Annotated in this window: 28 protein-coding genes; 13 read left to right on the forward strand and 15 right to left on the reverse strand. The window is 52.6% G+C overall.

From position 1 onward, the window contains the following. The first annotated feature begins 291 nt into the window (after nt 1-291). From ACZ5BW_RS11170 to ACZ5BW_RS11185, 4 genes are read left to right on the forward strand one after another with little or no spacing between them, the layout of a single operon-like run. The gene (locus tag ACZ5BW_RS11170; RefSeq protein WP_464539928.1) at nt 292-618 is read left to right on the forward strand and encodes a hypothetical protein; all 327 of its coding nucleotides are present in this window, start codon (nt 292-294) and stop codon (nt 616-618) included. Then, on the forward strand, nt 615-3,272 hold the full coding sequence (locus tag ACZ5BW_RS11175; RefSeq protein ID WP_464539930.1) for an NAD(P)-binding protein: 2,658 nt from the start codon (nt 615-617) through the stop codon (nt 3,270-3,272). Before ACZ5BW_RS11170 ends, ACZ5BW_RS11175 begins: the two co-directional genes overlap by 4 nt. 6 nt (nt 3,273-3,278) lie before the next feature. Further along, the gene (locus ACZ5BW_RS11180; RefSeq protein ID WP_464539932.1) at nt 3,279-4,082 is read left to right on the forward strand and encodes an amidohydrolase family protein; all 804 of its coding nucleotides are present in this window, start codon (nt 3,279-3,281) and stop codon (nt 4,080-4,082) included. Nucleotide 4,083: 1 nt separating this feature from the next. After that, nucleotides 4,084-5,247, forward strand: a complete 1,164-nt coding sequence (locus tag ACZ5BW_RS11185) for a glycosyltransferase family 4 protein (RefSeq protein WP_464539934.1) — start codon at nt 4,084-4,086, stop codon at nt 5,245-5,247. Here ACZ5BW_RS11185 and ACZ5BW_RS11190 read toward each other — a convergent pair. The 8 genes from ACZ5BW_RS11190 to rtcA all read right to left on the reverse strand — a co-directional run bounded on the left by ACZ5BW_RS11190 (nt 5,226) and on the right by rtcA (nt 12,669). Beyond that, nucleotides 5,226-6,182 carry a YihY/virulence factor BrkB family protein gene (locus tag ACZ5BW_RS11190; protein ID WP_464539936.1) on the reverse strand — a complete coding sequence of 319 codons (957 nt, stop codon included), beginning with the start codon at nt 6,180-6,182 and terminating at the stop codon, nt 5,226-5,228. The two genes, ACZ5BW_RS11185 and ACZ5BW_RS11190, sit on opposite strands and share 22 nt — an antisense overlap. Before the next feature lie 209 nt (nt 6,183-6,391). Then, nucleotides 6,392-6,721 (reverse strand): hypothetical protein, encoded by a 330-nt coding sequence (locus ACZ5BW_RS11195; RefSeq protein ID WP_464539938.1) that lies wholly within the window; start codon nt 6,719-6,721, stop codon nt 6,392-6,394. Nucleotides 6,722-6,969: 248 nt separating this feature from the next. Next, nucleotides 6,970-8,103, reverse strand: coding sequence for an RNA-guided endonuclease TnpB family protein (locus ACZ5BW_RS11200; protein ID WP_464539940.1), 1,134 nt, complete (start codon nt 8,101-8,103; stop codon nt 6,970-6,972). Nucleotides 8,104-8,125: 22 nt separating this feature from the next. After that, nucleotides 8,126-8,581, reverse strand: coding sequence for a hypothetical protein (locus ACZ5BW_RS11205; protein ID WP_464539942.1), 456 nt, complete (start codon nt 8,579-8,581; stop codon nt 8,126-8,128). 175 nt (nt 8,582-8,756) lie between these two features. Continuing rightward, a complete protein-coding gene (locus ACZ5BW_RS11210; protein ID WP_464539944.1) occupies nt 8,757-9,056 on the reverse strand; it encodes a hypothetical protein in 300 nt (99 codons plus the stop codon). Between the two features lie 46 nt (nt 9,057-9,102). Next, entirely contained in the window at nt 9,103-10,590 is a 1,488-nt protein-coding gene (locus ACZ5BW_RS11215) for a DVUA0089 family protein (protein WP_464539946.1), read from the reverse strand. Nucleotides 10,591-10,592: 2 nt separating this feature from the next. Continuing rightward, nucleotides 10,593-10,862, reverse strand: a complete 270-nt coding sequence (locus tag ACZ5BW_RS11220; RefSeq protein ID WP_464539948.1) for a hypothetical protein — start codon at nt 10,860-10,862, stop codon at nt 10,593-10,595. A 745-nt stretch (nt 10,863-11,607) separates the two neighbouring features. Beyond that, the gene (gene rtcA / locus ACZ5BW_RS11225; protein WP_464539951.1) at nt 11,608-12,669 is read right to left on the reverse strand and encodes an RNA 3'-terminal phosphate cyclase; all 1,062 of its coding nucleotides are present in this window, start codon (nt 12,667-12,669) and stop codon (nt 11,608-11,610) included. A 143-nt stretch (nt 12,670-12,812) separates the two neighbouring features. On the opposite strand from rtcA, the gene ACZ5BW_RS11230 reads away from it, so the two are divergent. Both ACZ5BW_RS11230 and ACZ5BW_RS11235 read left to right on the forward strand, forming a co-directional pair. Continuing rightward, a complete protein-coding gene (locus ACZ5BW_RS11230; RefSeq protein WP_464539953.1) occupies nt 12,813-13,094 on the forward strand; it encodes a DUF504 domain-containing protein in 282 nt (93 codons plus the stop codon). 171 nt (nt 13,095-13,265) lie between these two features. Next, nucleotides 13,266-14,411 carry a Fic family protein gene (locus tag ACZ5BW_RS11235; RefSeq protein WP_464539956.1) on the forward strand — a complete coding sequence of 382 codons (1,146 nt, stop codon included), beginning with the start codon at nt 13,266-13,268 and terminating at the stop codon, nt 14,409-14,411. Nucleotides 14,412-14,449: 38 nt separating this feature from the next. Here ACZ5BW_RS11235 and ACZ5BW_RS11240 read toward each other — a convergent pair whose 3' ends face one another. Together ACZ5BW_RS11240 and ACZ5BW_RS11245 are read right to left on the reverse strand one after the other, a co-directional pair. Then, nucleotides 14,450-14,923, reverse strand: coding sequence for a hypothetical protein (locus tag ACZ5BW_RS11240; protein WP_464539958.1), 474 nt, complete (start codon nt 14,921-14,923; stop codon nt 14,450-14,452). A 2-nt stretch (nt 14,924-14,925) separates the two neighbouring features. Next, on the reverse strand, nt 14,926-15,225 hold the full coding sequence (locus ACZ5BW_RS11245) for a hypothetical protein (protein ID WP_464539960.1): 300 nt from the start codon (nt 15,223-15,225) through the stop codon (nt 14,926-14,928). A 327-nt stretch (nt 15,226-15,552) separates the two neighbouring features. Here ACZ5BW_RS11245 and ACZ5BW_RS11250 point away from each other — a divergent pair, with 327 nt between their 5' ends. Genes ACZ5BW_RS11250 through ACZ5BW_RS11260 form a run of 3 tightly spaced genes read left to right on the forward strand, consistent with a single transcriptional unit; the run spans nt 15,553 to nt 16,178 of the window. Next, nucleotides 15,553-15,822 (forward strand): helix-turn-helix domain-containing protein, encoded by a 270-nt coding sequence (locus ACZ5BW_RS11250; protein ID WP_464539962.1) that lies wholly within the window; start codon nt 15,553-15,555, stop codon nt 15,820-15,822. Further along, nucleotides 15,819-16,040: a hypothetical protein gene (locus ACZ5BW_RS11255; RefSeq protein WP_464539964.1), complete on the forward strand. Its 222-nt coding sequence runs from the start codon at nt 15,819-15,821 to the stop codon at nt 16,038-16,040. Before ACZ5BW_RS11250 ends, ACZ5BW_RS11255 begins: the two co-directional genes overlap by 4 nt. Before the next feature lie 42 nt (nt 16,041-16,082). Beyond that, entirely contained in the window at nt 16,083-16,178 is a 96-nt protein-coding gene (locus tag ACZ5BW_RS11260; protein ID WP_464543696.1) for a hypothetical protein, read from the forward strand. Between the two features lie 65 nt (nt 16,179-16,243). Here ACZ5BW_RS11260 and ACZ5BW_RS11265 read toward each other — a convergent pair whose 3' ends face one another. Then, on the reverse strand, nt 16,244-16,741 hold the full coding sequence (locus ACZ5BW_RS11265) for a VOC family protein (protein WP_464539966.1): 498 nt from the start codon (nt 16,739-16,741) through the stop codon (nt 16,244-16,246). 200 nt (nt 16,742-16,941) lie between these two features. On the opposite strand from ACZ5BW_RS11265, the gene ACZ5BW_RS11270 reads away from it, so the two are divergent. Continuing rightward, nucleotides 16,942-19,056, forward strand: coding sequence for an Agd3-related carbohydrate deacetylase (locus ACZ5BW_RS11270; protein WP_464539968.1), 2,115 nt, complete (start codon nt 16,942-16,944; stop codon nt 19,054-19,056). Continuing rightward, on the forward strand, nt 19,053-19,457 hold the full coding sequence (locus ACZ5BW_RS11275) for a hypothetical protein (RefSeq protein WP_464539970.1): 405 nt from the start codon (nt 19,053-19,055) through the stop codon (nt 19,455-19,457). Before ACZ5BW_RS11270 ends, ACZ5BW_RS11275 begins: the two co-directional genes overlap by 4 nt. A 169-nt stretch (nt 19,458-19,626) precedes the next feature. Here the strand turns inward: ACZ5BW_RS11275 and smbP are convergent, their stop codons facing one another. From smbP to ACZ5BW_RS11290, 3 genes are all read right to left on the reverse strand, one after another. Continuing rightward, nucleotides 19,627-19,968 (reverse strand): small metal-binding protein SmbP, encoded by a 342-nt coding sequence (gene smbP, locus ACZ5BW_RS11280; RefSeq protein WP_464539972.1) that lies wholly within the window; start codon nt 19,966-19,968, stop codon nt 19,627-19,629. A 241-nt stretch (nt 19,969-20,209) separates the two neighbouring features. Continuing rightward, on the reverse strand, nt 20,210-21,214 hold the full coding sequence (locus ACZ5BW_RS11285; RefSeq protein WP_464539974.1) for an isoaspartyl peptidase/L-asparaginase family protein: 1,005 nt from the start codon (nt 21,212-21,214) through the stop codon (nt 20,210-20,212). Between the two features lie 51 nt (nt 21,215-21,265). Continuing rightward, entirely contained in the window at nt 21,266-22,609 is a 1,344-nt protein-coding gene (locus tag ACZ5BW_RS11290) for a cytochrome P450 (RefSeq protein ID WP_464539976.1), read from the reverse strand. Between the two features lie 353 nt (nt 22,610-22,962). On the opposite strand from ACZ5BW_RS11290, the gene ACZ5BW_RS11295 reads away from it, so the two are divergent. After that, the gene (locus tag ACZ5BW_RS11295; RefSeq protein WP_464539979.1) at nt 22,963-23,346 is read left to right on the forward strand and encodes a YegP family protein; all 384 of its coding nucleotides are present in this window, start codon (nt 22,963-22,965) and stop codon (nt 23,344-23,346) included. Between the two features lie 690 nt (nt 23,347-24,036). On the opposite strand, the gene ACZ5BW_RS11300 is transcribed toward ACZ5BW_RS11295, so the two are convergent. After that, a complete protein-coding gene (locus ACZ5BW_RS11300; RefSeq protein ID WP_464539981.1) occupies nt 24,037-24,159 on the reverse strand; it encodes a hypothetical protein in 123 nt (40 codons plus the stop codon). Here ACZ5BW_RS11300 and ACZ5BW_RS11305 point away from each other — a divergent pair. Then, complete coding sequence (locus ACZ5BW_RS11305; protein WP_464539983.1) at nt 24,158-25,657, forward strand: carboxypeptidase M32; 1,500 nt, start codon at nt 24,158-24,160, stop codon at nt 25,655-25,657. The genes ACZ5BW_RS11300 and ACZ5BW_RS11305 overlap by 2 nt on opposite strands. Nucleotides 25,658-26,180: the final 523 nt, after the last annotated feature.

Raw genomic sequence — 26,180 nt, forward strand, 5'->3', positions numbered from 1 at the left:
GAAGGGCATCTAGCATCACCGTTCGCTACCGTCGGGTTCCGCTGCGCTCGACCCGACCTACCAAATCTGAATCCTTCATCTCCATTCGCCTGAACCCTTCATCTCGTTTGCCTGATTATGAACTTGCCGAAGGATCGAAGAGCCGGATGGACTGACAATGAAACCCGAAGTGCTGTACGAGTGATGCATGAATTGTTCGTTATCGCACAGTAGTCTTCCATAAAAACCCCGATGATAGCGGCAGCTATATGCCCTGCCTCGTAGGCAAACTAGTCAAACGATGCTAAAAGCATGACGCTTGACACAAGACTTGCGCAGCTTCTCTATGGTTCAGCTCTCGGACATCAGCGATGGGCGCGCGTAATAACAAGATATTTCGTTCTTTTCGGTAGCCAGACTGTGGAGATTCGGATTAATGGTGCAGACTTGCCTTTATCCATGAATCATGTGATCCGGCATATGGCTCTGGCATATCACGATTATTTTCTGCTGGAGGATTTCAGGTTCCGGCCGATCCGGGAAAGTGTGGGTTGGCGATCAGCGGAAAAAGACGGCCATTTCGATTTTTCATCGGTCGAACTACGTTCGTCCCACCCAACACTCAAGGAATCCCAATGACGACAATTATTGTTTTTTCCCATCTGCGCTGGGACTTTGTATATCAACGGCCCCAACATCTTCTCTCCCGGCTTGCTGAAAACTACAAAATTGTTTTCATTGAAGAGCCCACTCTGCACCGGCATGACAGCTTCATCGAATACTCCCGGCCTGGGCCGAACATTACGGTACTCAAGCCTCATACTCCGGTCCCGGCGCCGGGTTTTCACGATGAGCAACTGCCGCATCTGATCAAACTGATGCAGCAATTCGTTGTTCTGGAAGAAGAGCACATCGTCTGGTTTTATACGCCCATGGCGCTACCGCTGCTGCAGGAACTGCAACCCTCCCTGGTTATCTATGATTGCATGGATGAACTCGCTGCTTTCAAGAATCCACCAAAGCAAATGCTTCAACGGGAGAACGCGCTGTTGAGAATGGCGGACCTCGTTTTTACCGGCGGACCAAGCCTCTACCGCGCAAAACGAGCGCGCCATCCGAACGTGCACTGCTTTCCCAGCAGTGTAGACATCGACCATTTTGAACAGGCAAGGGACCGGAGCAATCACCATCCGGCTCACGAGGACATACCCGGCCCCCGGCTCGGCTATTATGGCGTGATAGACGAGCGGATTGATCTGGAACTCATCGGTCGTCTGGCGGAGGCGCATCCGCAATGGCAGATCGTCCTGGTTGGGCCCATCGCGAAGATCAGCCGAAGCGCATTGCCACGACGGCATAACATCCACTACCTGGGTCAGCAGCCCTATAAGGCCCTTCCACATTTTCTGGCTGGCTGGAACGTATGTTTGCTGCCTTTTGCACTGAACGAATCCACACGCTTCATCAGCCCGACCAAGACGCTGGAGTATATGGCTGCCGAATTGCCCATAGTCAGCACACCAGTTGCAGATGTAGTGGAACTGTATGGAGAAGTCGTATCGATTGCAGATACACCGCAGGCTTTCATACGGGCCTGCGAGAACGCGTTGCTGACCACCCCCGAAGACAATACGCAAACGATTATGAGAATGCGGAAAATGGTATCGGCAACCTCCTGGAATACAACTACTGAAAAAATGCATGAACTCATGCAGGTTGCCGCCCTGCAAAACGAAGGATCCCCGAGGGGTGTACACCGGTTCATGGGACCCAAGTCCCTCATCCATCGGAACATGGAACCTGTCCCTGCCGAAAACAGAAAGTTTGTCATTATCGGAGCGGGACCGACCGGATTGAGTGCTGCCTATCACCTTGACGAAGAGACGCTGCTGCTGGACAAGAATCCGATTGTCGGCGGGTGGTGCCGCTCGATTGAAGACAAGGGTTTCACCTTTGATCACGCCGGTCACATCATGTTTTCAAACGATGCCTATGTTCATCGGCTCTACAAGATTCTGCTCGGCAATAACGTTCATTGGCAAGACCGTGAAGCCTGGGTTTACAGCAAAGGCATTCATACCCGCTATCCATTCCAGGGCGCACTCTACGGGCTGCCGGCGGACGTAATCAGGGAATGCATTGTCGGCGCGATGGAAGCGCGCTATGGCGCATTAAAGACTCCGCACACAAAATCAATGGAAGGAACCTGCCAGGGTACAGATGGCGCCGCTGCCGTTGTATCCGACTGCTGCGCGGATGGGATCGGGAGTATAACGACCGAGTCCGGCAAAGTACGATCCGCCGAAGGCGTGGTTGAAAGAAGCAAAGCAGAAAACTTCGAAGATTTCATCTACCGGGTGTGGGGGGCAGGTATCGCGAAACATTTTGCGATACCTTACAACAGAAAACTCTGGACAGTTCCACTGACAGAAATGGAAACTTCCTGGCTTGGGGGCCGGGTACCCCTGCCCGACCTGGAGGAAATCATAGAAGGCGCACTACGGCCTGTCGCCAAACCAATGGGGCCCAATGCGCGCTTTGGTTACCCTCTTCGCGGGGGATTTCAGGCCATGATGTCTGGCTTTGTTCCCCACATCAAAGGCGCCATTGAACTGAATGCAGATGTCGCCCGCATTTCACCGGACCAACACTTGATTACATTGGCGGATGGAAGGCGCTACCGGTACCAGTACCTGCTCAGCACGATCCCGCTGCCTGAATTGATCCGCAGCATTGGCGATGAAGCGCCTCTGCCAATCAAAAAAGCGGCAGTAGCGTTGCGCCACGTTTCGGTGCGCTGCGTCAACCTGGGTATCGGTAGGGAAAACATTTCAGACAAGCACTGGATCTATTATCCGGAAGACACCATCTTCCACCGGGTTTTCCTCCAAGGAAATGCAAGCCCTGCCTGCAATCCGCCGGGCGGATTTGGGCTCACCTGCGAAATATCCTACTCGCCGGCCAAGCCGCTGCCACTCGATGGCCAGGAGTTAATCGACCGATGCGTGGAAGACTGCATCAAGGTGGGTTTGTTTACGCGGGACGATAAATTGATTACAGCCAATCTGGTGGATATGCCGTACGCCTATGTGGTATATGACCATGCGAGAAAGCAGAGCGTTGAAACCATCCGGCAATGGCTTTCGGAGCGAGATATTATCCTGGCCGGGCGCTACAGCGAGTGGGAATATTACAACTCCGATCATGCTTTCCTGGCAGGAAAAAAGGCAGCAGAAGCTATCAGTCAATTCTCTGGCAACGAAGAACGTGTTGCCGACAAAACTGCAGTGTGATCGAGCATGATAATAGACGCTCATATTCATTGTTCAGGGGATGAAAAAGTAGATGACGTTCTACAGGCATTGGATCTGGCGCAGGTGGACAAGGCGGTTGTGCTTGCGCCGTTTTTGAGCGGCGCGTATTCCATGCACGACAGTGCGTCGTTAAGGTCGGCCAACCATTATCTTTCCCAGCTTGTAGGTCATCATACCGATCGCCTGATCGGGTTTGCGGTAATAAACCCTTCGTTAGAAGGTGCGTGCGAAGATCTTGTCAGCGCACACGAGTTGGGACTTCATGGACTCAAAATGGTGCCAGCCGGATGGTACCCTTATGACGACTGTGCACGGGACGTTTATGAAACAGCATGCCGCCTCAAGATTCCAATCCTGTTCCACAGTGGTATTTTCATCGATGGAAAATCGGGGCGTTTCTGTCGCCCCAGCTTTTATGAAGCGATACGCGATTATCCTGACCTGCGCGTTACCCTTGCTCACCTCGGATGGCCGTGGTCCGACGAGGCGAATGCGGTAGGTCTCATAGACCTCATCAACGGAGTGTCGCCTGACAACAGCCAGTTTCGCTTCGACATTTCCTTTGGCGCGCCTCCTGTTTACCGCCTTGAAGTTCTGAGAAAAGCAATCGACGTCCTCACACCCGATTTATTGCAATTCGGCAGCGATGTGTTTTTGCCCTGTAGCGCGGATTTGATAAAAAGCCGAATTGACGATGTGTTAACGCTGCTGGAACGTCTCGACGTGGACAAGTCCAGCCGCGACCGGATCATGGGAGGGACAGCCGCAGCCTGGCTGGGAATAAATTGACGTGAAAATCATTTCAACCACCGAACGGCCTATCAATCTTCTCGAAATTATAGGGGCCTCCATCGTCGGTGGAATGGAAACTTACGTCTTGAGATTGCTCGAGCGACTGCCGCAGGACACTTTTCGTGTCACCTGCCTCTGTGTGGCGGAAGGTAAACTAACATCGCAATTACGCGATATCGGCTGCAGTGTTCACATCACCCCTGTCACCGATGAGCCTGACTGGCAGTCTATCCTCCTTGGCGCGAGTCTCGTCCGGGCTGATGCGATCGATGTCATCCATGCACACCTTCCCAATGCGCACTCGCTTGCAGGTATCCTGAGCAGGTTGACCGACACGCCGGCAATAGCCACTGTCCACGGACGCTACCTGAGCATGCGCGATTTTGAAGTGCACAAGCTCATGAATACTCATATCAATGTGGTTGCAAAAACCGCCTACTTTCAAGCGTTGACTCTGGGCGTACCAAGCACAAAACTGCGCTTCATTCCTAACGGAATCGATACAAAGATCTTCCATCCGGCTCCCAAGTCCAATTACCTTCATTCCTTGATCAAGATCCCGCCAGAAGCGCCCCTTGTAGGCTTCATCGGTCGCCTCTCACCCGAGAAGGGGCCGGAAATGTTTGTTCGCGTGGCGCAGCTAGCGCACAAGAGGCTCAAGAACTGCCATTTCGTACTGGTGGGCGAAGGGCCGATGCGGCGAGAGCTCCAGAACGAGATCGACGAGCACGATCTGACAGGCCACATTCATATGGTGGGCCTGCAGCGGGACATGACAAAAATCTACCCCTGCCTCGATCTCGTCGTGTCAACTTCGTATTCTGAAGCGATGCCCCTTGTGATCGTGGAAGCGATGGCGTCAGGTCTGCCGGTGGTGGCTACGAATGTCGGGGGCGTGGTCGATATTGTCGAGGTAGGCGCTACCGGTCTGCTGAAACAGCCCGGAAATACGGAAGGCCTGGCCAATGATGTCGTCACCCTGATGACGAGCAATTCGACCCGTATCAGGATGGGGGAAGCAGCCCGAAAACGCGTCGAAGAGAAGTTCGACCTGAGCGATATCGTCGCTCAAACTGCGCAATTATTGCGGTCTCTTACCCAGAGTGGTATCAAAGGAAGCGATGCGGATACAGCAAAAGGCTATCGAAAAGCGCGTTCCTGATGTTTTTCGGGGATAGAGCCTTCCACTGCTCCATCTCTGTCCGCTACCCCTCGCGCGGCAGGAGTGGTTTTGGAGGGAATCTCCTGGTTTTTTCGCGATCCATGAGCATGGGAATATACCCAGGTAAACTCGGCACCCAGTAAAAAAATCTGAGCTGAGTAGTAAACCCACACCAATACGACAACCAGTGATCCAGCAGCACCGAATCCGGAACTGATCGCGCTTTTCCCGATGTAAAGACCGATCAAAAACTTACCGATGGTAAACAGCAATGCGGTAACGCCTGCCCCCAGCCACACGTCCTTCCACTGAATTTTTACCTTGGGCATAAACTTGTAAAGCATTGCGAAAACAGCCATGGTAAAAACAAAGCTGAATATGAAATTCAGGCTCGTTACCAGAATTTCAAGTCCTGAAAAAAACCCACCCCACCACTTTCCCAATGCGGACACGGCGGCATTGAAAACGAGGGATACCATCATTAGAAAGCCTATTCCGAGTATTATTCCAAACGACAGCAATCTGGTCCTGATCAGCTCCCATATCCCGCCTTCCTTGTCTTTGCCGGACGCGCGCCAGATACGGTCGAATGCGCCTTGCAACTCGGCAAATACCGTGGTTGCGCCAATCAGGAGCAAAACTGTTCCGACCACGGCGCCTGCCGCCCCCTCTTCCGGCTTGCTGACACTTGCCAGCAAGCTTTCCACTGCGGACGCCCCTTGATCACCCATCAAGTCGCGCAATTGCCCGAAGATTTCCCCACGCACCGCTTCTTCGCCAAAAACAAGTCCTGCCGTCGAAATGACGATCAGCAAAAGCGGAGCGATGGAAAACATGGTGTAGTAAGCCAACGCCGCGCCCATGCTGGGCGCATAATCGTCCAGCCAGGACGAAAAAGAAGCTTTGACGAGAGCCCATACCTCTTTGATATTCATACTGCCCTCCTCTCTTCCCCTTCCCCTTCTTCCCTTTTTGTCCTCTGCCCTCCTGTTTACGCACGCGCTGGGGCAGAAATCCGAGTCGAAAAGCAGACATCTCACAGAGCCGAAATAGCGCTACGAATTACAACAATAGGTGAAACGATTCAATTGGTATGTACGCCATTGCACAGATCCGGAGAAACAGGCCTGGGCCTGGCTGCCAACTACTTGGCTCGCTTTCTACTCGTATAGATCTGGTAGGCGGGATTGGGTGAATCAGGCACTTGGTCGAAGTGTTCGATGATGTAGCTGTAAATAAGAGGATGCGTATTACGAAAGCGTAATTCCTCCCGTCCATCGAGGGGAAGATCGTATATCAGAACAAAGCCGGGGCTCGCAGCGCATAACGCCACTGCGAAAGGCCATTTGATTTTCGCACGCTGCGGGGCCAGCAGTACGAGGCAGCCGATCAATAACGGAAAGATGCTTTGGGCAAGGTGCCCGACATCGGCACGGGAATATGCATAATGTGCATAGGGCAACCCGAGGAACACCGAAGCCACCAGGACGGGCGAAACAACTTTGCAACGAAGTAACGTAGCCGCGCCGGATATTGAACCAGAAAGGCCAATACGCCAACGAGAAGAATGGACAGTGAAATATCGAACAGCTTATGGCGCGGGTACATCCACACCATGAGAGTGATTGCCGAAAGCAACAGGTAGAGAAAACCCGGGAACTTGACATCCTCCCCCGTCTGAAGACGGAGGATTCCCACTTCACAGAACCCAGCCTTCTACATTTACATGCAAACAGGACTTACAGTTTCTCCATGGGCTGACACCGCCAGTCCGGCGGCCAAAACATTGCGCGCTGCATTGATGTCGCGGTCGTGCATCGTGCCGCATTCAGGGCAAGTCCATTCGCGCACCTTCAAAGGCATGGCCTTTGCGGTATGTCCGCACCCGGAGCAGCGTTTTGACGAGGGATACCATTTGTCAATGCCGATCAGTTCGCGTCCATACCAGTGCGCCTTGTACTCAAGCTGCCGCACGAATTCAGACCAGCCTGCATCGCTGATTGACTTCGACAGGCAGCGGTTCTTCTGCATGTTGCTGACAGCAAGACTTTCGATGGCGATTACTTGGTTTTCGTTTATCAGCCGTGTCGAAAGTTTGTGCAGGAAGTCCCTGCGCGAATCGGTAATCTTCGCGTGCAACCGGGCTACTTTCAACCTTGCCTTACGCCGGTTTGCGGAGCCTTTCTGTTTTTTCGCCAGCCTGCGTTGCAGCTTTGCCAGTCTGGTTTCATTCCTGCGGAATGTGTTGGGCGAAGCAACCTTTTCGCCGGTCGAGAGGATGGCGAAGTGAGTCAGGCCCAGGTCAATGCCAACCTTTCCGACTGCTTTGTTCTTGGCGGTGACTTGATCCGTGCAAAGCATGGACACGAAATAGCGGTTGGCCGTGTCCTTGCTGACTGTGACGGTGGAAACGACAACCGCTTTCGGGATGGTGCGCGAGAAGCGGATATTCAGAGATTTGTCCATCTTCGCCAGCTTCAGTGCTTTGCCGTCCCATTTGAACGCGCTGGTCGTGTACTCAGCCGCCTGGGCGCCGTCCTTGTGCCTAAATGCCGGGTATCCGGCGCGCCTGGCAAAGAAGTTGGAAAAAGCGGTTTGCAAATGCCGCAGGGATTGCTGTACCGGGACGCTGGAAACCTCATTCAACCAGGCATGCTCAGGAGTTTTCTTGAGTGCCGTGAGCATCGCAGAAGTCTGGTTGTAGTTGACCTTCTCCATTCGCTGAAACCATGCGTCAGTGCGCTGGCGAAGCATGTGGTTGTAGGCGAAACGCGCGCAGCCGAACGTCCTGGCAAGAACTTCCGCTTGCTGCGGCGTCGGGTAAAACCGGAATTTGTAGGCACGTTTAACTTCCATTCAGGCATTTTACAAGAAATACCTAAACCTTGTAACAATTACGCAATTCCTCCCGCGACTGAAGTCGCAGGTTTCCTTGCGAGGATTCTATGATGCGCACGGCGCTCTTTTGTACGATCAGCAGCAGACCCGTGAACAAGCCTATCGCCTGGAACACCGCCACTGCGTTACGCAAAGCCATGATCCCATTGTCGCCCCACAAGCTCATCAGAGCTGCCGACCAATAATAGCGGCCAGGATCGTAGGACATGAAATCGCGCAGAGGCACCTCCCCCAGCAATACCCGCTGAGCCCCGTACCATAGGTAACCTTCATTCCACAGATTGAATCCCTTGTGCCCCTGCCACAGAAAGGGCACAAGTACGGCGAAAGAAGCCAGCACAAATACAGGCACTATTTGATGTATCAGCGGGAGATTTTTTGTCGGGAGAGTTTTCTGGAGTTTGCCTGGCATCGCTGTGTGGGTGAGGCGAAGCATGGCATCATACATCAGGCAGCATAGGGACAGGCGGAATGACGCCTGGCCGGCTGGGCGGGAAGTAATTTTGTAAGCGGTTCAGGAAGCGGATGAAGGCAGCTGAGAGGTGCTTTGAAAATCCTGAAATAGGTCGGACTGCCTCAAATCAGACGCGAGAAGACAGCCCCTGAAAACCTCATTCGCTCACCTGCCCCCGGCACCTGATTTTCCAGACAAGGCGCGAAAACGTCGCTTCGCCCAACCGGTTGATGGTCGGAACTGATTCTTCCGAAATCAGCGAATAGGGTGAATGGCATACCTTTTGCGCCTCGGTATCCATCCATCCTGCAAGCCTATCTTTTGATGCCTGGGTGCCATCGTATAAATTTGTGATGGTATAGACGCCTGGGCTGTCACCGTTTCCGCCAAGTTTGGGTGCGATTGTCGAGCTGCAGCCAGCAAGAAGAAGAACCATGAGCGCCAGAATGCCTTTCACTCAGGCCCGCCATCAGGAAGTCGAAAGAACCCGGTCGCGTTTCCTGTCATGTTCTGATGGAAACGCTATACGCCCCTGTACCGGTCGGGCTGTAGTGCCTGACCTGAACATAGTAGACGCCGGCATCAAGGTTTCGCACGATCCGCGAATTGGTTCCCGGACCGCTGTCATCGTCCTGGGCAATGACGGTGGTCTGACTGTCGGGGCCAAATAACGTGAGGAAGCAATCGGTGCTGCCTGCGGTTTCTACGGTATGCGATCCGGGCGTCCCGACAGTAAAGGTATACAAGTCCCTCTCGTTGGCGGAGAGTGTGCCCTGCACTGCCGGGCCGTTTATCTGAATGGTCTGGATACCCGGCTGCGGCCCTCCTGACCCTCGCACTGAAATACGGTAGCTTCCAGTGGATGAGCCGCTATAGTGCCTTATGCGAACATAATATGTTCCCGGCGCCAGGTCTCGTGCAATACGCGAATTTTGGCCAGCGCCGCTGTCGTCATCCTCGGCAATGAGTGCGTTGGCATCATTCGGACCATACAGGGCTGCCACCACATCGGTGGAACCCTCGGTTTCGATGACATAATTCCCCTGACTTGAGGCAACGAAGCTGTATACGTCCACTTCTCCCGTCTGGCCTATGGAAGCGGCAAACGGGGCCGCATCTACGGTCAGCGGCACGACCTGCGGAGGTTCCTCTTCCTCGTCATCGTAGGTGTAGCCAAGCGCATGGTGATCGAGAACATCTCGGGGCGTAGGCGGCGAAGCTTCGTTGTTCCACGGCGGCATCGGGTCATCCAGTCCATGGCCGTTCACCACGCCCGCTGTGCCGCTCGGTGGACGATAATTCTGCCCCGGATTTTCTCGCTGCCATACTGCCCACAACCGATCAATATTGCAATGATGCAGCCAGAACACCGGATCGTTGGGGGATGACATTGCCATCATCGAGCCACCTACCCACATATGGCCGGGGTTGTGGATAATACCCTCGAGATGATTCCGAAAACTCGTGTTCATGCTGCTGTTACGATTCCAGGGTGCTGAATCATAGGGCACGATATTGATGGCGGTATTCACTCCCTGTTGGGTGGGCAGCGCCCCCATCGCGCCGAAGGCTCGGGTGAGGAAATTATCTGTGTCGCCGGGGTCCAGGACAGTAAGCGTCCACTGTCCTGTGGAAAAGGCGAACGGACCCGTCATCACACGTCCGCCAGGGCCCGTTCCATTTCCACCTATGAAATTCGCATTCCAGATGGAGGCATTCGTCGTGCGGTCAACTGTCCAGTCCCAATACGGGATGGAAACACTGGGATCGATCTGCTGAAGGGCACGCTCGAACCGGCGGAGATACTCCCTGTGCCAGGGCAGAAAGGCGGGGCCGCCGTGTGCCGGATCGTTCACACCGGCAAGAAAGGCGGTACGGTGCTGGGCCACAAATACATCATAGGCGCCATTTGCCTTGAGCGCTTTTACCGCCGCAACAAAGGCCGCTTTCTCCGCGACTGTCAACATGGATTGATTCTTTCGGGTTCCCATTTTTATCTCCCCGCCTCACGGTAATCGATAATTTTCCGCGCCAGGTCCATAGGCGAAGGTTGCGGATCGAAAGCGAAGCCGGATGCGATATACGAGTCGGATGAATTCTTTATAATGAAAACGTGCTTTCCATCAATCCTCACGTCTACTGCCTCTCCACCTGCCCTTCCCGCCCCCGCTGCCTCCAATCCCGCGGCGCCTTCTGCTGGTGCGTCTTCCCCTGTTCGAACAACAATCTCCCGACCCTTATAAGTTTCACGCTGCTCAGCCATTTTTTTCCTCGCACATGTGTTGTTCCAAGCTAAAAGCTGGCCGCTCGATGAGCTGGTATTTTCAATATAGGTAATTTCATCAGAAATACCAGAAGAGCCAAACGTGGACGCAGCCAACACGTGAAGGAACCCCTGAACAAGTCCTTGTGGAGCGCGGTGCTGTAAAATCGGGATGATCACAAGGCGCACGACGCAGGTCGTAGCTTGGCCTACGATGCCAAGGAGTGCAACGACGGGAGCGCCCGATTTTATTGCAACCCTTTGGGACGAGGCTTTGCAGGGGGTCTGCTTTGTCAGGCTCCTTGCGAAGGACGCCCCGAAGCGTTGACCGAGGGACCCGCAAAGCGGGATCGGGCAGCTTCGGGTCGTAACGACAGCGCAAGACCAAATCTGGGACGTCAGCATCCCGCTTCGAGGTCGCATCTTCCTTCGGAAGACACTGCTCCTCTCTCCGCGGTCGCACCATTCGCTTCGTCGCCTTTCGCGCATCCCATCCCGCAAAGCTGTCGTCGCGTCCGCAAGGATTTGTACAGGGGTTCCTCCAGCATGAACGTCAACAAGCCAGATGCAGAATGTCGCATGAATTATGTTTTTAGCATGGAGATTGTCCAACTGTCGCCAGGTGGAACCTGACCTACTATTGGCACCACTCCTGCTTGGTCTGCACTGATGCGATCAAATGTGCTTCCCGATGACCTGAAAGCGTACCGACAGTAGTAGGCCGGGTTCCGCCCGGTAAATCCTCTTATCGCCACAAAAAGCTTGATCTGCTATTGAATTCCGGCGTTGCGCGGACGCGAATCAAATGTGCTTCCTGTGTGACCTGGAAGCGCACCGGCAGAAACTGTTCCAGCAGCCAAATGGTTGTTGCGACGTGGGAGGAGAGTTCTCTCGTGAGAAAGCAGGACGCGCCACTCGCCAGCGCGAGGTAGATCAATACCTGGTCTGCCGCATGAATATCCAGCGTTGCACCGGACAGGATTTCCTCGCGCAAACGCTTTCCCGCCTCAGCACCGAGCCGTTCGGCTCGCACGCCTCTTTCTGCCACGGCAGACGCCCCCAGGCGGCTATGCTCCTTGTGCGCGGTCAGAAGCACTGCTCCGCCCTCGCCTATTGCTTCATCCTTCCCGAATACCTCCAGGCCAACGGCTGGCGTGGGAAAGGTCGAAAGTTCCGCCAGTGCCGCATTAGCCATGCGATGGACGATGTGCCTGGGCAGGTTTGAAATGTGTGCAAAACCGGTTATACCCTCCAGCCCTTCCGGTGTGTTCAGGATCAGCGGACGCAAAGGCAGGCAAGGCTCTACGTCCACGACCACCTTTCCTCCGCCGCGGGGATAATACCCCCGCAGCAGCACTTCGATCTTCGCCCTGGCGCCCATGCTATAAACCAGCGGCAGCAATATGTAGCGGAAGTAATCCAGAGGGGGCGCAGCGCGAACATCGGTACCACCGGAAATGCTCATCCGCAGCTTTTCTCCGCATGCCATGGCAGCCGGAAGTGCTGCCTGAAGCACCAAAGTAACGCTGCCTGCCGTTCCCACAGGAAAGTCGTATTCACCCCCGCGCAAGGGGCCGGGTCGAAAAATGATTTCCTGCGATTTGACTTCCACCCCTTCCGTCTGCGCGCTGCAAAGCGCTGCCACTGCCTTTACGGCGGTCAGATGTTGAGGCGCAAGACCGGGATTGGAACGTTTTGCGCGAATGTTGTACACATGAACCGATAGTCCCGTTATCGCCGCAAGCACGACTGACGTGCGGAGCAACTGGCCGCCACCTTCTCCATAGGAACCATCGATCTCCCGCATTTCGACCTCTTTGGTTGATACGGTCAGGAACAATAGGTTTTCGACCTACAATTCAATGTAGCATCAAAAATCACATGACCGGAATGGATGCAATTCTTTCCGGAAGCTGACGCGGCTGGCTATCTGCCTGAAAAGGAAGCTTCATGACTCCCATACAAGACCTGCTCAGCCAGATTCGCTGGGATGAGTCATTCGGACAAGGTAATTTCGTGATCGGATACTACGATCGCAAGAGTGGGGAAATCATACAGGTTCCACTACAGCAGATGCAGCTCACATCAAATGATCATTTCTTTTTCCGCTTTACCGATCAGGAGGGACGTACTCGTGAGGTCCCCCTTCACCGGATCAGGGAAGTGTACAGGAACGGCGAGTTGATCTGGCATAGACGAACGGTCAACGATGAAGAGGACAATCGCTCTTGATCGAACCATCCCGTTTGCCTTGAGCCCTTTCGTCTCCATTGGCCCTGAGCTTGTCGAAGCGCGAACGGGTTCAGGACAAGTCCTGTCAAGGGCACTGTTCCGTCAGGTATCGGATTTGTTGTTGAAGCGTTTAAGGAACATAATCGCTTCATTATACGGAGCGAATAAGGCATGGAAGCGCTTCAAACCGGACTTCAAGAGTGGATTTGGCAGCAATCCGATTGGCCAGTGTTCCGCTGGGACCAGGGAACACTGGCCTCAGTATTGGCTCGTGCAAGGCTGGCGCAGGGAAAGGTGCTCGGTGCAACACAATTGCTCGATGCTGACCTGACACTGGAAGCGGTTGCCGCCATCCTGGTGGAAAATGCCGTCACCACAAGCGCAATCGAAGGCGAGCGTCTGGATGTGGATGCAGTTCGCTCGTCGGTTGCTCGCCACCTCGGCTTGCCAACTGCCGGTTTGCCAACTCCACCTCGCGCGGTGGATGGCTTGATCGAAGTTCTGCTGGACGCGACACGTCACTTCACCTCACCATTGACGAAAGAGCGCCTGTTCGGCTGGCAGGCCTCCCTCTTCCCGACCGGCTACTCCGGATTACACAGGATCAGAACCGGTACCTTGCGAGGGGATGAGCCGATGCAGGTCATCTCGGGACCGATGGGCCGGGAGCGTATCCATTTCACCGCCCCGCCGCGCGAGGGACTGGAGCAGGAACTGGATCAGTTTCTGGTCTGGTTCAACGAAGGGTTTGCCAAACCTCCACCCGACCTGGACGGATTGGTCCGTGCTGGCCTTGCGCATCTGTGGTTCATCACGCTGCATCCTTTTGAAGACGGGAACGGCCGGCTGGCACGCGCCATCACGGATATGGTTTTGGCCCAGGACGAACGTCAGCCGATGCGTTTTTTCAGCCTGTCGGCGCAAATCCTGCGCGAGCGAGAGAACTACTACGACGTTCTCGAACGCACGCAACGCGGAAGCATTGATGTAACCCCCTGGCTGACCTGGTTCCTGACCCAAGTCGAAGCTTCGGCCATGACCGCAGAGAAAACGGTTGCCAATACACTTGCAAAAGCCAAATTCTGGCTGCGTCATCAAAATACCAACCTCAACGAGCGCCAGCGCAAGGTGCTAAACCGCCTGCTCGATGCCGGAAGAAACGGCTTCGAGGGTGGCGTCAACACCCGTAAATACATGAGCCTTACCAAGACCAGCCGTGCCACGGCTTATCGCGAACTTTCCGAATTGGTCGAGAAGGGCTGCCTCGTTCCGACGGACAAAGGTGGAAGGAGTAGCGGTTATGAGGTTGTTTGGTAAGAGTTGTATTCCGATTTATTACCCGCTCCTCCAAATCATCAAGCTGAAGGGACCTCTGCTGGCGGTCTGATTTGAAACGCATTGCAGAACGTTTCATTTGATAATGGAAGAGTTACGCCGTTCCCCCTTGAAGTAGGCAATGCCTTTGCCTGATGCCAGACACATTCCTCGGGGTATTCATCCCAAGTCAAAAAGAGAGCGTGGTCCCATGCTGGAAACGGGCATTCGTTCTCCGGCCAACGCGTGCCTTCACGTGCATATCGATAACGTTCCTTTATTCGCTCGGCAACTTCAATTAGGTGTACCCAGAGGTAGTGTTTGATGTCGCCATGACGGCGTATGGACAAAAACTCGTAGACACGATCGCCGCAAAACCCATCGGCAATTAATAGCGTGATGGCGTCGGCATGTAGGCTTATGCGAAATGGAAGCGTCTCGCCGCGATCTCCGAGACATGTTAAATCCAGTTCTATCGATAACTTGTCTTGTCTAGGCAGAGTAGCATTTTCCATCGCTAATAGCCGCGGTCGTCTCCACCACTCCCATATATTCCCGGCGCATTCATGGCATAAGGATTGTTGGGACTGTCGTTACTGTAGCTGCTGCCGTATTGCCCATAGGGATTGTTAATGGAATCTGCACTATATGAGCTCCCATACCGGCCATAGGGATTGTTGACCGAATCTGGATCGTAAGGATTCGCGCTCAGAGTTCCCAGATATTTTCCTGTTTGTCGATCCCTGAGATGTGGTGGATCAGCTTGGGCTACGGGGGAAATGAATACGGCAAGTAGGGCAAGGATGATGAATTTCACGATGTGCCTTCCTCTAGTGGCTGTAGGTTCTGGTTGGTGTTGTTTTTTTTGCCACGGCTGAACCGGCGCTCCCTGGCATTGATTGCTTATTGTCGCTCACTGCCGGTTCTCAAGCTGAGCTACTTTCTTGTGACACCTCTACTGTATCAAAACAAGAGTAGAGAAGTTGAAATTGAGGGAATTCGTTCCCCCTCAGAATAAGCTATGGGTCAATGGCAACGGTGGCTCTTGTATTGACTGTAGCACTGTGATTTTGAATAAGCCGTTAGCGCATCTTACTTCTATAATGGTATTATTTACTCGATTTAGAGCAAATAATACTATTAAATGATCAGTTGCCGACTGTCTATCATCCTCGGGGCCAAGCGCATCAAGGTCGCGGATGTGTGCCGAGGAACCGGTATCGCTCGCGCTACGGTGGATCGCTACTACTACGATCGTGTGAACAGTTTCGATCGTGCCGTGTTGGAAAAACTTTGCAAATTTTTGCAGGTGAAGCCGGGCGATTTGCTGGTGATGATTGATCAGCCGGACTTGTTTGAAGCACACGCTGCATCCGGTCTTACCGACGCTCTGGCCAAAGGAAAGGAAGCATGATAGAGCGTGAGGTGAAGCTTTTGCTTAACGCTAATGCGGTAAAGCGGGTGCAGGTGCATTACGCAGTAATGTCGGACGGCTACATGGTCGTGATCGACGGCCAGCCGCTTGAGACCTCCAAACGCGAAACGCGTGAATTCAAAACACTCGACGCAGCGGCCAAATTGCTCTTCAAAATCGGCATTGCGGATTTTTCGGTCAAGCTCAGAACAGGCTGAAGTTGGGTGATACAAAAAATCGTTTCAGGCGGACAGACGGGCGTGGATCGCGCAGCGTTGGACTGGGCCCTCGCCAATAGCGCTGATCCTGGTCTTCCGGTTACCTTTCTTTCATATTTCCATATCTGGAATTCATAGTCAGTCAATGTAGGCGATGCCAATAGATATCTGTTCCTTCTCTCGCTATGTAGAGTTCAAAGGGGTTACCCATTGAATGCGCGCTTGAGTTTGTCGATGTCGATTTTCTTCATTTGAAGCATTACCTCCATTACTCTCCCGGATTTTCCAGAATCGGGATCACTGATCATCTCGGATAAAATCCGGGGAACGATTTGCCAGGAAACACCGTATTTGTCCTTGAGCCAACCGCACTGCTGCGCCTTTTCGTCTCCATCTTCGGAAAGACTCTCCCAGTAGTAGTCCACTTCTTCCTGGGTTTCGCAATTGACCTGAAACGAGATGGCCTCATTGAATTTGAAGGTCGGGCCGCCATTGAGAGCGACAAATCCCTGCCCATCGAGCTCAAATGCTACAGTCATTACCGTTCCCGCCGCTTGTCCGTGAACCTCGTGCCCTGCTTCTCCATAGTGGCTCACTTTTGTAATTCTGGAATTTTTGAAGATGCTCGCATAAAATTCTGCTGCCTCTTCGGCTTGATTATCAAACCACAAACAGGGGGTAATCCTTTGGATGCTTTGCATGCTTATCTCCTGGGTGTTATTCAGGTTGAGAATTGGAACCGTAACAGATTCCATCTGCAAGGAAAATGCTTTTCAAACTTCTTAAAACAGCCGGAACAACAAGACAGTGATGGTGTATGAAGATGACTTGCAAGGAACCTAAATAACAGGAGGATTTGTCAAATCGTTACATTTTGTTTCGCGATAAGGAGACTTCATTCATGAAGCGCAAGCTTCTTGCAATAGCCATGCTGTTTACCACAATTGCCGTGGCTCCAGCGCACGCTGATAATGCTGTCAAACTGAGAATACTGGTTGTTGCTACAGGAGAGGTGGCGGAAGACCCGGGATTGGCCTATATCAAGCCTGTCCTCGATGAAATGGGCGTTCCATATGTCGTGCTGAATGCCAGGACGCAGGATCTGACGCCCGCGTTTCTGGCTGCTTCTTCGCAGGGAACGGCCTGCAAGGCCGAGGAGGCAGGTTGTGTCGGCAACTACAATGGAGTCATCCTCACCGACGCGGACCTGGTTCCAGGCTTCACCCCGGCCGAATGGGATCTGCTGCACAATTACGAGAAAAACTTCCGGGTCCGGGAAGCGGTATTGTCAGGCTGGCCAGCCACGTACGCGGATCCGAGGCCGCCTCACGACATCTATCTGGATTATGGTCTCGTCTACTCCTCAAGCGGACGCAATCATGATGCGCGGTGGACAATACCGGAGAGGTACAGCAAGGAAGCCTTTGAATACGTAAACAGGAATAATCCGCTTCCAATTACATCCCTTGCCTTTGCGACCCGTCCCCGAAACGATATGAAACATCTGAAAGATGGCTCCATACCCTATGTCGAGCCGCTTTTACGAACCGGACAGGACGAAGCACTGCTGTCTATTGTGCGGTACATGAAGCCTGATCAACCCGCGCCGGTGCGCGAAGTGCTGATTTCGACGATTACGAATGCTTCGTTTCTCATGCATTCCAAAGTTCTGGCTTATGAGTTCATCAACTGGGCAACCCAGGGAGTTTTCATCGGTGCGCGCTTCATCCATCTGGCTGCGCATGTGGATGATCTGTTTCTTCCTAGCACTCAATGGAATCCTGCCCTTCATAAGAATAACGCTGCCAATACCTATCGCCTCACCGGCTCTGATATAACCAATGCGGTAAGCAAACAGGTTGCCCTCCGGGCCGCACATCCGACGGCGGGGAATTTCAAGCTGGATTTCGCATTCAATGGTGCGGGAGCGGTGGTGAATCCCCAGGCGATGCCGCTCGCTGCAAACTGGAAAGATGATCTGGTAGCAGCAATAGTGGCCAATAAAATGCACTTCCGCTTTATAAACCACACCTTCACGCATGCAGATATGGACAAGTCACCGGTTCCGGCTGATGCCCCCTGCGATTACCACACTTTTACGAATGCTGAGGCGATCCGGGCAGAAATCATTCGGAACCGGGACGTGTGGAAACTTCTGGATCTTCCAGAAAGAAACGAGAACAGCCGTGTTCTCATCAGCGGCATGCACTCCGGCTTGGAAGACCCGAAATGCACGATTAAGCAGGAGTTGCATCCGGAACTGTTTGATCTACAAGTTGACGATATAGCGTTCGATGCGGGCGGTGCGAACCCACTGTTCCTTCACGCGGCCGCGACTGCAGGTATCCAGTATGTCGCTGCCGACACATCACGACGTGGGCAGAACGTTGAACAATACATTGCCCAGTACGAGGATGGCAGTCCTACGGATCGGCTGATGCTTCCGCGTTGGTGGACCAACATCTTTTATAACGTGACAAATCCTTCCCAGCTGGAGGACGAGTACAACTACATGTATTATCAGCGATTTACCGAATTTGGACAAAATCCATGCGAAGTGCAAGGAGCAGTTTGCTCCCCCCGAGATTACCGAGAAATTCTCTCAATCGAAGCGGATATCGCAGTGCGGCACATGTTGAGCTTTAACCGGTGGCCGCATTTTTTTCATCAGTCGAATCTTGCTCAGTATGATAAAAATGGCAGTACGCTTCAATTTGACTGGCTCGATGCAGTCTTCACTGAATATGAGCGATTGTTCAGCCTGCCGGTCAAAAATCTTCCTTACTATGAAATCGGCGACCACACAGCGGAAAGCCTTAACGCCAGGTCCGCAAAGATCGATGCAATATGGAATCGAACAACCAACCGGGTTACTTTATTGGCAAACAAAGCAGTGCCTCACCTTCGTGTCACCGGTCTTTCCGGGGGGGAGATTTACGGCGGCCAGCTTATCGGAAACATCAACGTGGATACGAAGGCCACGACGTACGAGGTCGACAGAGGGTTGAGTCGATGAACGTTGGCGACCTCCAGATTTTTGTAAGCAGTCAGGAGGAACCAGGAGGAATTCCGGGAATAAACGGCATTCGCTTGAACGGCATTCTCCTCTCCCTGTTGCTTGTGTTTTCCTTTTCAGGTACTGGTGGCGCCGCTGATTTGGCAAATGCGGCTGCGGAAAAAACTGATGAGACAGCCAAAACAATAGAGCAGGCGGAAGATGAGAATCGAAAAAAGACGCAGCAAGTGAACGATCTCAAACTGAGGGGGCACGAGTCGTTATTTCTGGAACAGGCGAAATCGCTGGCAAAGGGCTACAGGGAGACTGCAAAGATACTCATGGAGCAAGGCGACGACCCGAAGCCGGTTCTCGATGCTGCTGCTTATTTTGAGAAACAGTCGAGGCGTTCTGAGCGGTAGTGTGGACAGGAGAATATCAGCGTGTACAAAACCACTCCTACTCATTCAGAGTGCCCCCATGGTACTCAAAAGACCACGGCCCCGCATCATGTCAGACTCGATTAACTCCGATCCCTCCGGATTGAGATCCTTCTGCCGGGGATAGAATCAATCAAGCCTGATCCCCGGTCTAATCGCTTGTTGACTTGCGCATGTGCATCAGGGCTTCGTCAACGTGCTTGGTGGCAATGTCAGCGTGCCCTGCTTTGGCATGCTCGATTGCCTGCTTCAGTTCCTTGATGGAGTCTGTCATATGCTTATGTTGTTCGGCGTGCTGTTTCTCCGCCGCCTGAGCATGACCCAGACTCTCTTCCGCGTGCTTGAGCAGCACTTTTGCGTGACCGTCCTCGCCATGTGCCTTTGCCATCGCGGCATGTTCGATCGCCTGGGCAGTGTGATGATCGGCAATCACCGGGGTTGCCAGAAGAACGCCCAAAACACCGATGGCAAAACTTGCTGGTATATATCTCATGACATAACCTCCACAAAGTCTATTGAAATAAATTTCACTGACAGCAGCAGCAGAGCCTTACAGCGCATCTATCAATACTCTGACCTGTATTACGCCGAGACTCACCTCTGGAAGTATAGATCAGCCAGGCACCTTTTTCTTCCCCGATGGTTGTTTTCGGCACTCGCTCATCCTGACGAATTATCCAGATTCTTGCGCATGAGGAAAAATGAGAAGCTGGACTCGAAAGATCGGCAGCCTGTCAACTCGACATAACCGGTGTTTCAGGTCCGGAAAAAATACCTGTCCGTGCTATGCCATCCTCCCCGATTGTGCCGCGAAACATGGCGCCAGTGTTGAAACGCATCGTATAGTTGCCGTCCGCATCCAGTACGATCAGTCCGCCATCTCCACCCATCGCAGCGATTTCCGCCAGCGTGTTATCGGCTGCCTCGGTAAGCGGGGTATGCAGAAATCGCACCTGCGCTGCTGTGTTGAAAGCGGCAGCGGTACGAATGAACATTTCGCCTGTGCCAGTCGTGGATACCGCAACCGAGCGATTGTCCGCGTAGGTTCCAGCGCCAATAATGGATGAGTCTCCTACCCGGCCGGAGTGCTTGTTCGTGAGCCCACCGGTCGACGTGCCGGCCGCCAGATTGCCATAGCGGTCCAGCGCTACGGCGCCAACGGTTCCGTGCTTTTCATCCTCGTCCGGCAGTGTATCCAGACCAGCATCATGATCGCGCAGAATACTTTCTTTAGCGATAGCTTTCTGCAATTGATTCCACCGGTACTGGGCATAGAAATAGGACGGGTCCACGATTTCCAGACCCTGCTTTGCAGCGAAGATTTCCGCACCTTGACCGATGAGCATCACATGCGGGCTTTTCGTCATTACCGCATGTGCGGCGCGAATCGGATTGCGAATCGTCGCCACCCCCGCAACCGCGCCTGCCGCACGAGCGGACCCTTCCATGATTGAAGCTTCCAGTTCGTTGCGACCATCATGAGTGAACACGGAACCCTTGCCGGCATTGAACAAGGGACAGTCTTCCATCACCGCAATTGCGGCAATCACCGCATCGATGCTGCTGCCGCCCGCTGCAAGCACCGCATGGCCGGCGATCAGCGATTGTGCGAGCGCTTCCATGTAAGCCTGCTCGCGTTCGTGCCGCTGGCCGCTGGGTTTAACGGCTCCAGCACCCCCGTGAATCACGAGCCGGATCGGTGAATAATTCCGTGTATTTCCCCGTATTTGCATCGTCATTACCCTCCGATAGCCAGAGCTGCGGAACTGAAGATTTATTTTATCGCCACTTCATCGCCAGTTTATGCGGACCGGAATTCCACCTTTAGGTCGCAGGGTTACAGCCATCTCAATCTCGACTTCATTCGGATCAAGCAACTGTAAATCACAGTGCTGAACTATCATGCTTAGCAAAAGCTGGCTTTCCATTAACGCAAAATGACTACCGATACAGATCCGTTCACCTGTACCGAAAGGTATGAACGAATACTTCTTTTGAGGCAATAAAAATCTGTCAGGGTCAAACTGCTTAGGCTGCTGCCAGAAATCGGCATGATGATGAAGATTATAAATACTGAATATCGCAGACCTGCCAGCCTTTAAAAGATACCCATCAACCTCAGTATCCTTATTAACTTTACGCAGCAAGAAGCCAGCAGGTGGACGGAGGCGCATCGATTCACTGAGCACGGCTCTGGTATAAGCAAGCTGCTGCAAATCCTCGGCGTTCGGGATTCTTCCTTGCAGCAAACCGTCAAGTTCCTGACGCACTCTGGCAAGTATATCCGGATGCCGGGTTAGTAAATACAAGGTCCAGCTTAGCAAGTTCGCGGTCGTTTCATGGCCTGCGCTAAAAATGGTAAGAACTTCATCGCGAATCTGCTTATCGGTCATCTTCTCGCCGCTGCTGTCATCGCGTGCTTTTAACAGCATATCCAGCAGGTCATTCTGCCCTGACGGGGCGGCACGGCGTTGATCGATGATTCCGTAAATGACATCATCGATTGTTCCCAACGCCAGTTTGAATTTTTGATTCGCGGGGGTGGGCACATATAACGGAAGAGTCAAAGGATTCACGATGCTTTTAATGGCATAGCGAAGCAAAGTATCCAGAGAGGGAGAGATATGCTCTATTTTGTCGAGCACACTGGTGCTGAACATGGTCTGGGTGATGACTTCCAACGTAAGCCGCGTCATTTCATTAGAGAGATTGAGGTGTGCACCTTCACCCAGCTGCCGCCATCGATTCAACATATTGTTGCCAGCGGTAACCATTAGCGGCAGCAGCGTGGTTACATTACTTCTCTGGAAAACGGGCTGCATCAACTGCCGTTGTCTTTGCCATAAATCGCCCTGACTTGTTACTAATCCCTGACCTAAAATCAACGCGATACCGGTTGGTCTCTCAGGATTGTAGATTTTTTTAAAAATATCGCTTTGCCTGATCAAGGCTTGTTCAATCAGCTTTGGGTGACTGAATAAATAAAATTGGCGGGTAGCCAATCTGAAGCTGACCAGGTCCCCATAATCTCGGTGCCAGTCATAAAAAGCTTGAAGGGGATTCGCAGCCATCTGCCTTAAATTACCCAGCAGAAAATCGCCTTTGACCTGTGGGACTGTTTTGTTATGCGTCATCGTCAATAAGTTGGAAGTTTAATGACAGGTTCATTAACATCAATTCACCCCATGCATCAACCAATGCAATAAGCCAAACAAAGCAAACCGCCTTCGTTCAAGCAATAGCAACCAATAGACCGCATTCTAAATTGCTTTGTCATTGATTCCTATCCTGGCTGCCCGCACAGATGTTCTTTTCAATCTCTCTTGAATGGCAGGTGTTCCTGGATGATAGCAGGTCAACGCCAGCTCTTTCTCTGCGTTAAACAATGCGGCAGCTCGCAAGCCGTACGGATGCTGCCGCTCGTGAAAGAATCGAAAGGACCAAGGGGCTGATACGGCTCAACATATTTAATACGAAAGGAAATTTCATGGCCGCAAAATTCGAGATTTATAAAGATAAGGCAGGTGAGTTTCGGTTCAGATTGAAAGCCACCAATGGACAAACCATTCTTGCCAGTGAAGGCTACAAGGCCAGAGCGGGATGCATGAACGGAGTGGAGTCTGCCCGAAAAAATGCGCCGGATGACGTCCGGTATGAACGGAAAACCACTGAAAGCGGCAAATACAGGTTCAATCTCAAATCAGGCAACAATCAGGTGATTGGCACCAGCGAATCCTATGAGACGGAAAAAGCGCGGGATGGCGGAATAGAATCAGTCAAAAAAAACGCACCAGCCGCCATCATTGCCGATATGACAGAGTCGACTGGGAAAAGCGTACCTGGCACTCCACCAGCCGAAGCAGCAGTCTGAACGCCGGGTTTTCAGCTTGAAGGGCTTCTGTTGAAGCCCTTCCCTTAATCAGCAGATAATCAGCAGGCCAGATCCGGCATTCCAATGGTGGCTGTCGATCGACAGTTGCAAAATGCAGGGGAAAATTGGACGGATTTCATTTCTATCCAGGATATTATTTTCCCTGTTTTCAGGATTGAAAATCAGAGGAGCCTGGATTTGAAGGAGATTTGAACTCCAGGCTCGGGGACAGCATAAAGCGATAGATACAGGCGAGGCAGGCATACTCGACTGGCATCACCAGGAATATGCTTCCTGCGAGGTACGTGCATACCTTCTCGAATATCTACTCAGGTAGACTGATCCGGGGTTTCCTCCCATATCTGCACGATTCCGTACAGCACGGTCATCAATGGGGCTCCAAAAAGAGCAGGCTTCAAAAACTCAATCAATTCAAACATTTTTTCCTCAAAGAAGTTATTCAGTCTTAGAAACGAAGAAACCCGCTTTGCAGCGGACAGCTCAACTTAGTCATATAACGGATCGATTCCGTCTTTCCCTCAGTTTTGTGAGTTTTTTGTTATATTTTTGTGAAGAATATGTTAACAGATGGTTGTTGTCAAGTTATGAAAAACGTTTGGGATATTCAGCCTCTTCGCACCTCTTGTCTTTGCTTCCCAATGGTTTGAACCTTCGCCTGCTGCGCACACCCTATTTTGCTTGTCCTGTTTCACCCGATTGCGCCTTTAGCCATTTCCATGTACTTTCATTTCCATGAAAAAAAGCTTTTATTTTTCCTGAACGCTTCTCACTTAGAAAGGACAGTGCTGCCATGCATCCAGCCCTCCAGTCTTTGAAGGACCGGTTTGCGGAAATCGATGACCTAAGGCGAACTGTTTCCGTGCTCCATTGGGATATGTCCACCCATATGCCTCAGGACGGAACAGCCTCCCGGGGCCGTATGATAGCCACGGTCGAAAAGGCCGCTCACGAAAAACTCATCGACCCCGATCTGGCCGGGCTTCTGGAGGAAACAGGGGCATTGCCCGATGCAATGCTGTCTACAGACGATCGGGCGTTCCTACGCCTGGCCCGCCGGCAGTTTCTCCGCGCCTCGAAAATCCCTTCCGGTTTCAAGGCCGAATTTTTTCAGCACATGGCCGAGACCTACGAAGTTTGGGTTCATGCACGAAAATTGAACGATTTCAATGTCGTCGCGCCCTTTCTGGAAAAGACAGTCGCATACTCACGCGCCCTCTCGGATTTCTTCAATACCGGGGAAACCGCGTGGGCGCATCCGATGGATCCGCACATCGAAGACGCTGACCCTGGCATGACCACGACAGGTCTCAAGACGCTTTTTGCTGACCTTCGGCGTGATCTCGTACCATTGGTCCGGGAGTTGTCGTCTCGCAGCAAGCCACGAACCGATTTTTTGTCACGGGCCTATCCCAAGTCCCGGCAATTGGAGTTTTTGAACTGGCTTGCCAGGAATATCGGTTATGACTTCAATCGGGGGCGGCAGGACCTCACCCACCACCCGTTCATGACAAAGCTTGGCGCCGGAGATGTACGCATCACCACCCGAATCAGTGAGACGAATCTCTGTGATGGCATTTTCAGCACCATTCATGAGTCCGGTCATGCCTTTTACGAACTGGGGCTTTCGCCAAGCCTGGATGGCACTATTCTGGGTCACGGCACTTCCGCCGGTATTCACGAGAGTCAAAGCCGGCTGTGGGAAAACCAGGTTGGCCGGTCCCGGGAATTCTGGACATATTTTTATCCCCACCTTCAGACCTGCTTTTCAGAGGCTCTTGGGGATGTTTCGCTGGAAGAATTCTATTGCGGCATTAATCGCGTGGAACCATCGTTGATTCGCACCGAGGCCGATGAGGTGACCTACAACCTCCACGTCATGATCCGCTTCGACATCGAATCGCAGCTTCTGGATGGCTCACTCCAAGTGAAGGATCTGCCTGTGGCCTGGAACGACCGGTATGAGGCTGACCTTGGCGTACGCCCGTCGTCCGATGCTCAGGGCTGCCTTCAGGATGTCCATTGGTATTACGGGGGCGTCGGCGGAATGTTCCAAGGCTATACGATCGGAAATCTCTTTAGCGCCCAGTGCTTCGAGGCTGCTCTTGAGGTCCATCCGGAAATTCCGGAGGCGATGATGCAGGGAAATTTCAACACCCTTCATTCCTGGCTGAAGGACAACATTTATCAGTACGGCTCAAGCTTTTTCCCGCAAGAACTGATCCGCCATGTGACCGGTCATGACTTATCGTCGAAACCTTTCGTTGCGTACCTGAAGCGGAAATACCTGTAGACACTTCCGCCCAACAAGAGCGACTGGCGCACTGGGCCACTATGACTTGAACCTGCGACGGGCCTGCAGGTTGATGAAGCAATCACGCGAGATGGCGTCACCATAAAGCGCCACGGCATCAATCCGTCAATACCGCTTGGTTATCGCATGGATGATCATTTACAGGTGATCGATCGATACCTGATCGAGATGCCGCATTGAAAGGACCGGCGACCTTGTTGGATCGCGACAGCGAGCCGTCCTGATGCCAGGAACTGCGTCTTGACGAGAAAGCAGTCGTCCCGCTGATTTTTGTCTACAATAGAAGAAAGAAGGATATGTCCCGTATCAAGACTCTATTTTCTCGTTTCAGCATCCATTTACCTGGGTGCCTGTGTGGCGACCGTGCCCCAGACCTACAGAACAGGCACCTTTCATTAATATAAAAATGAAATCCATCGAAACGCTTTACTGAAGGGATACGAAACGCGATATCCCAAGCTTCTTCATCAAGCCGCCCAGCGAGTACCCGAGCTTTTGTTGC

Source organism: Nitrosospira sp. TNL300 (assembly GCF_055385915.1).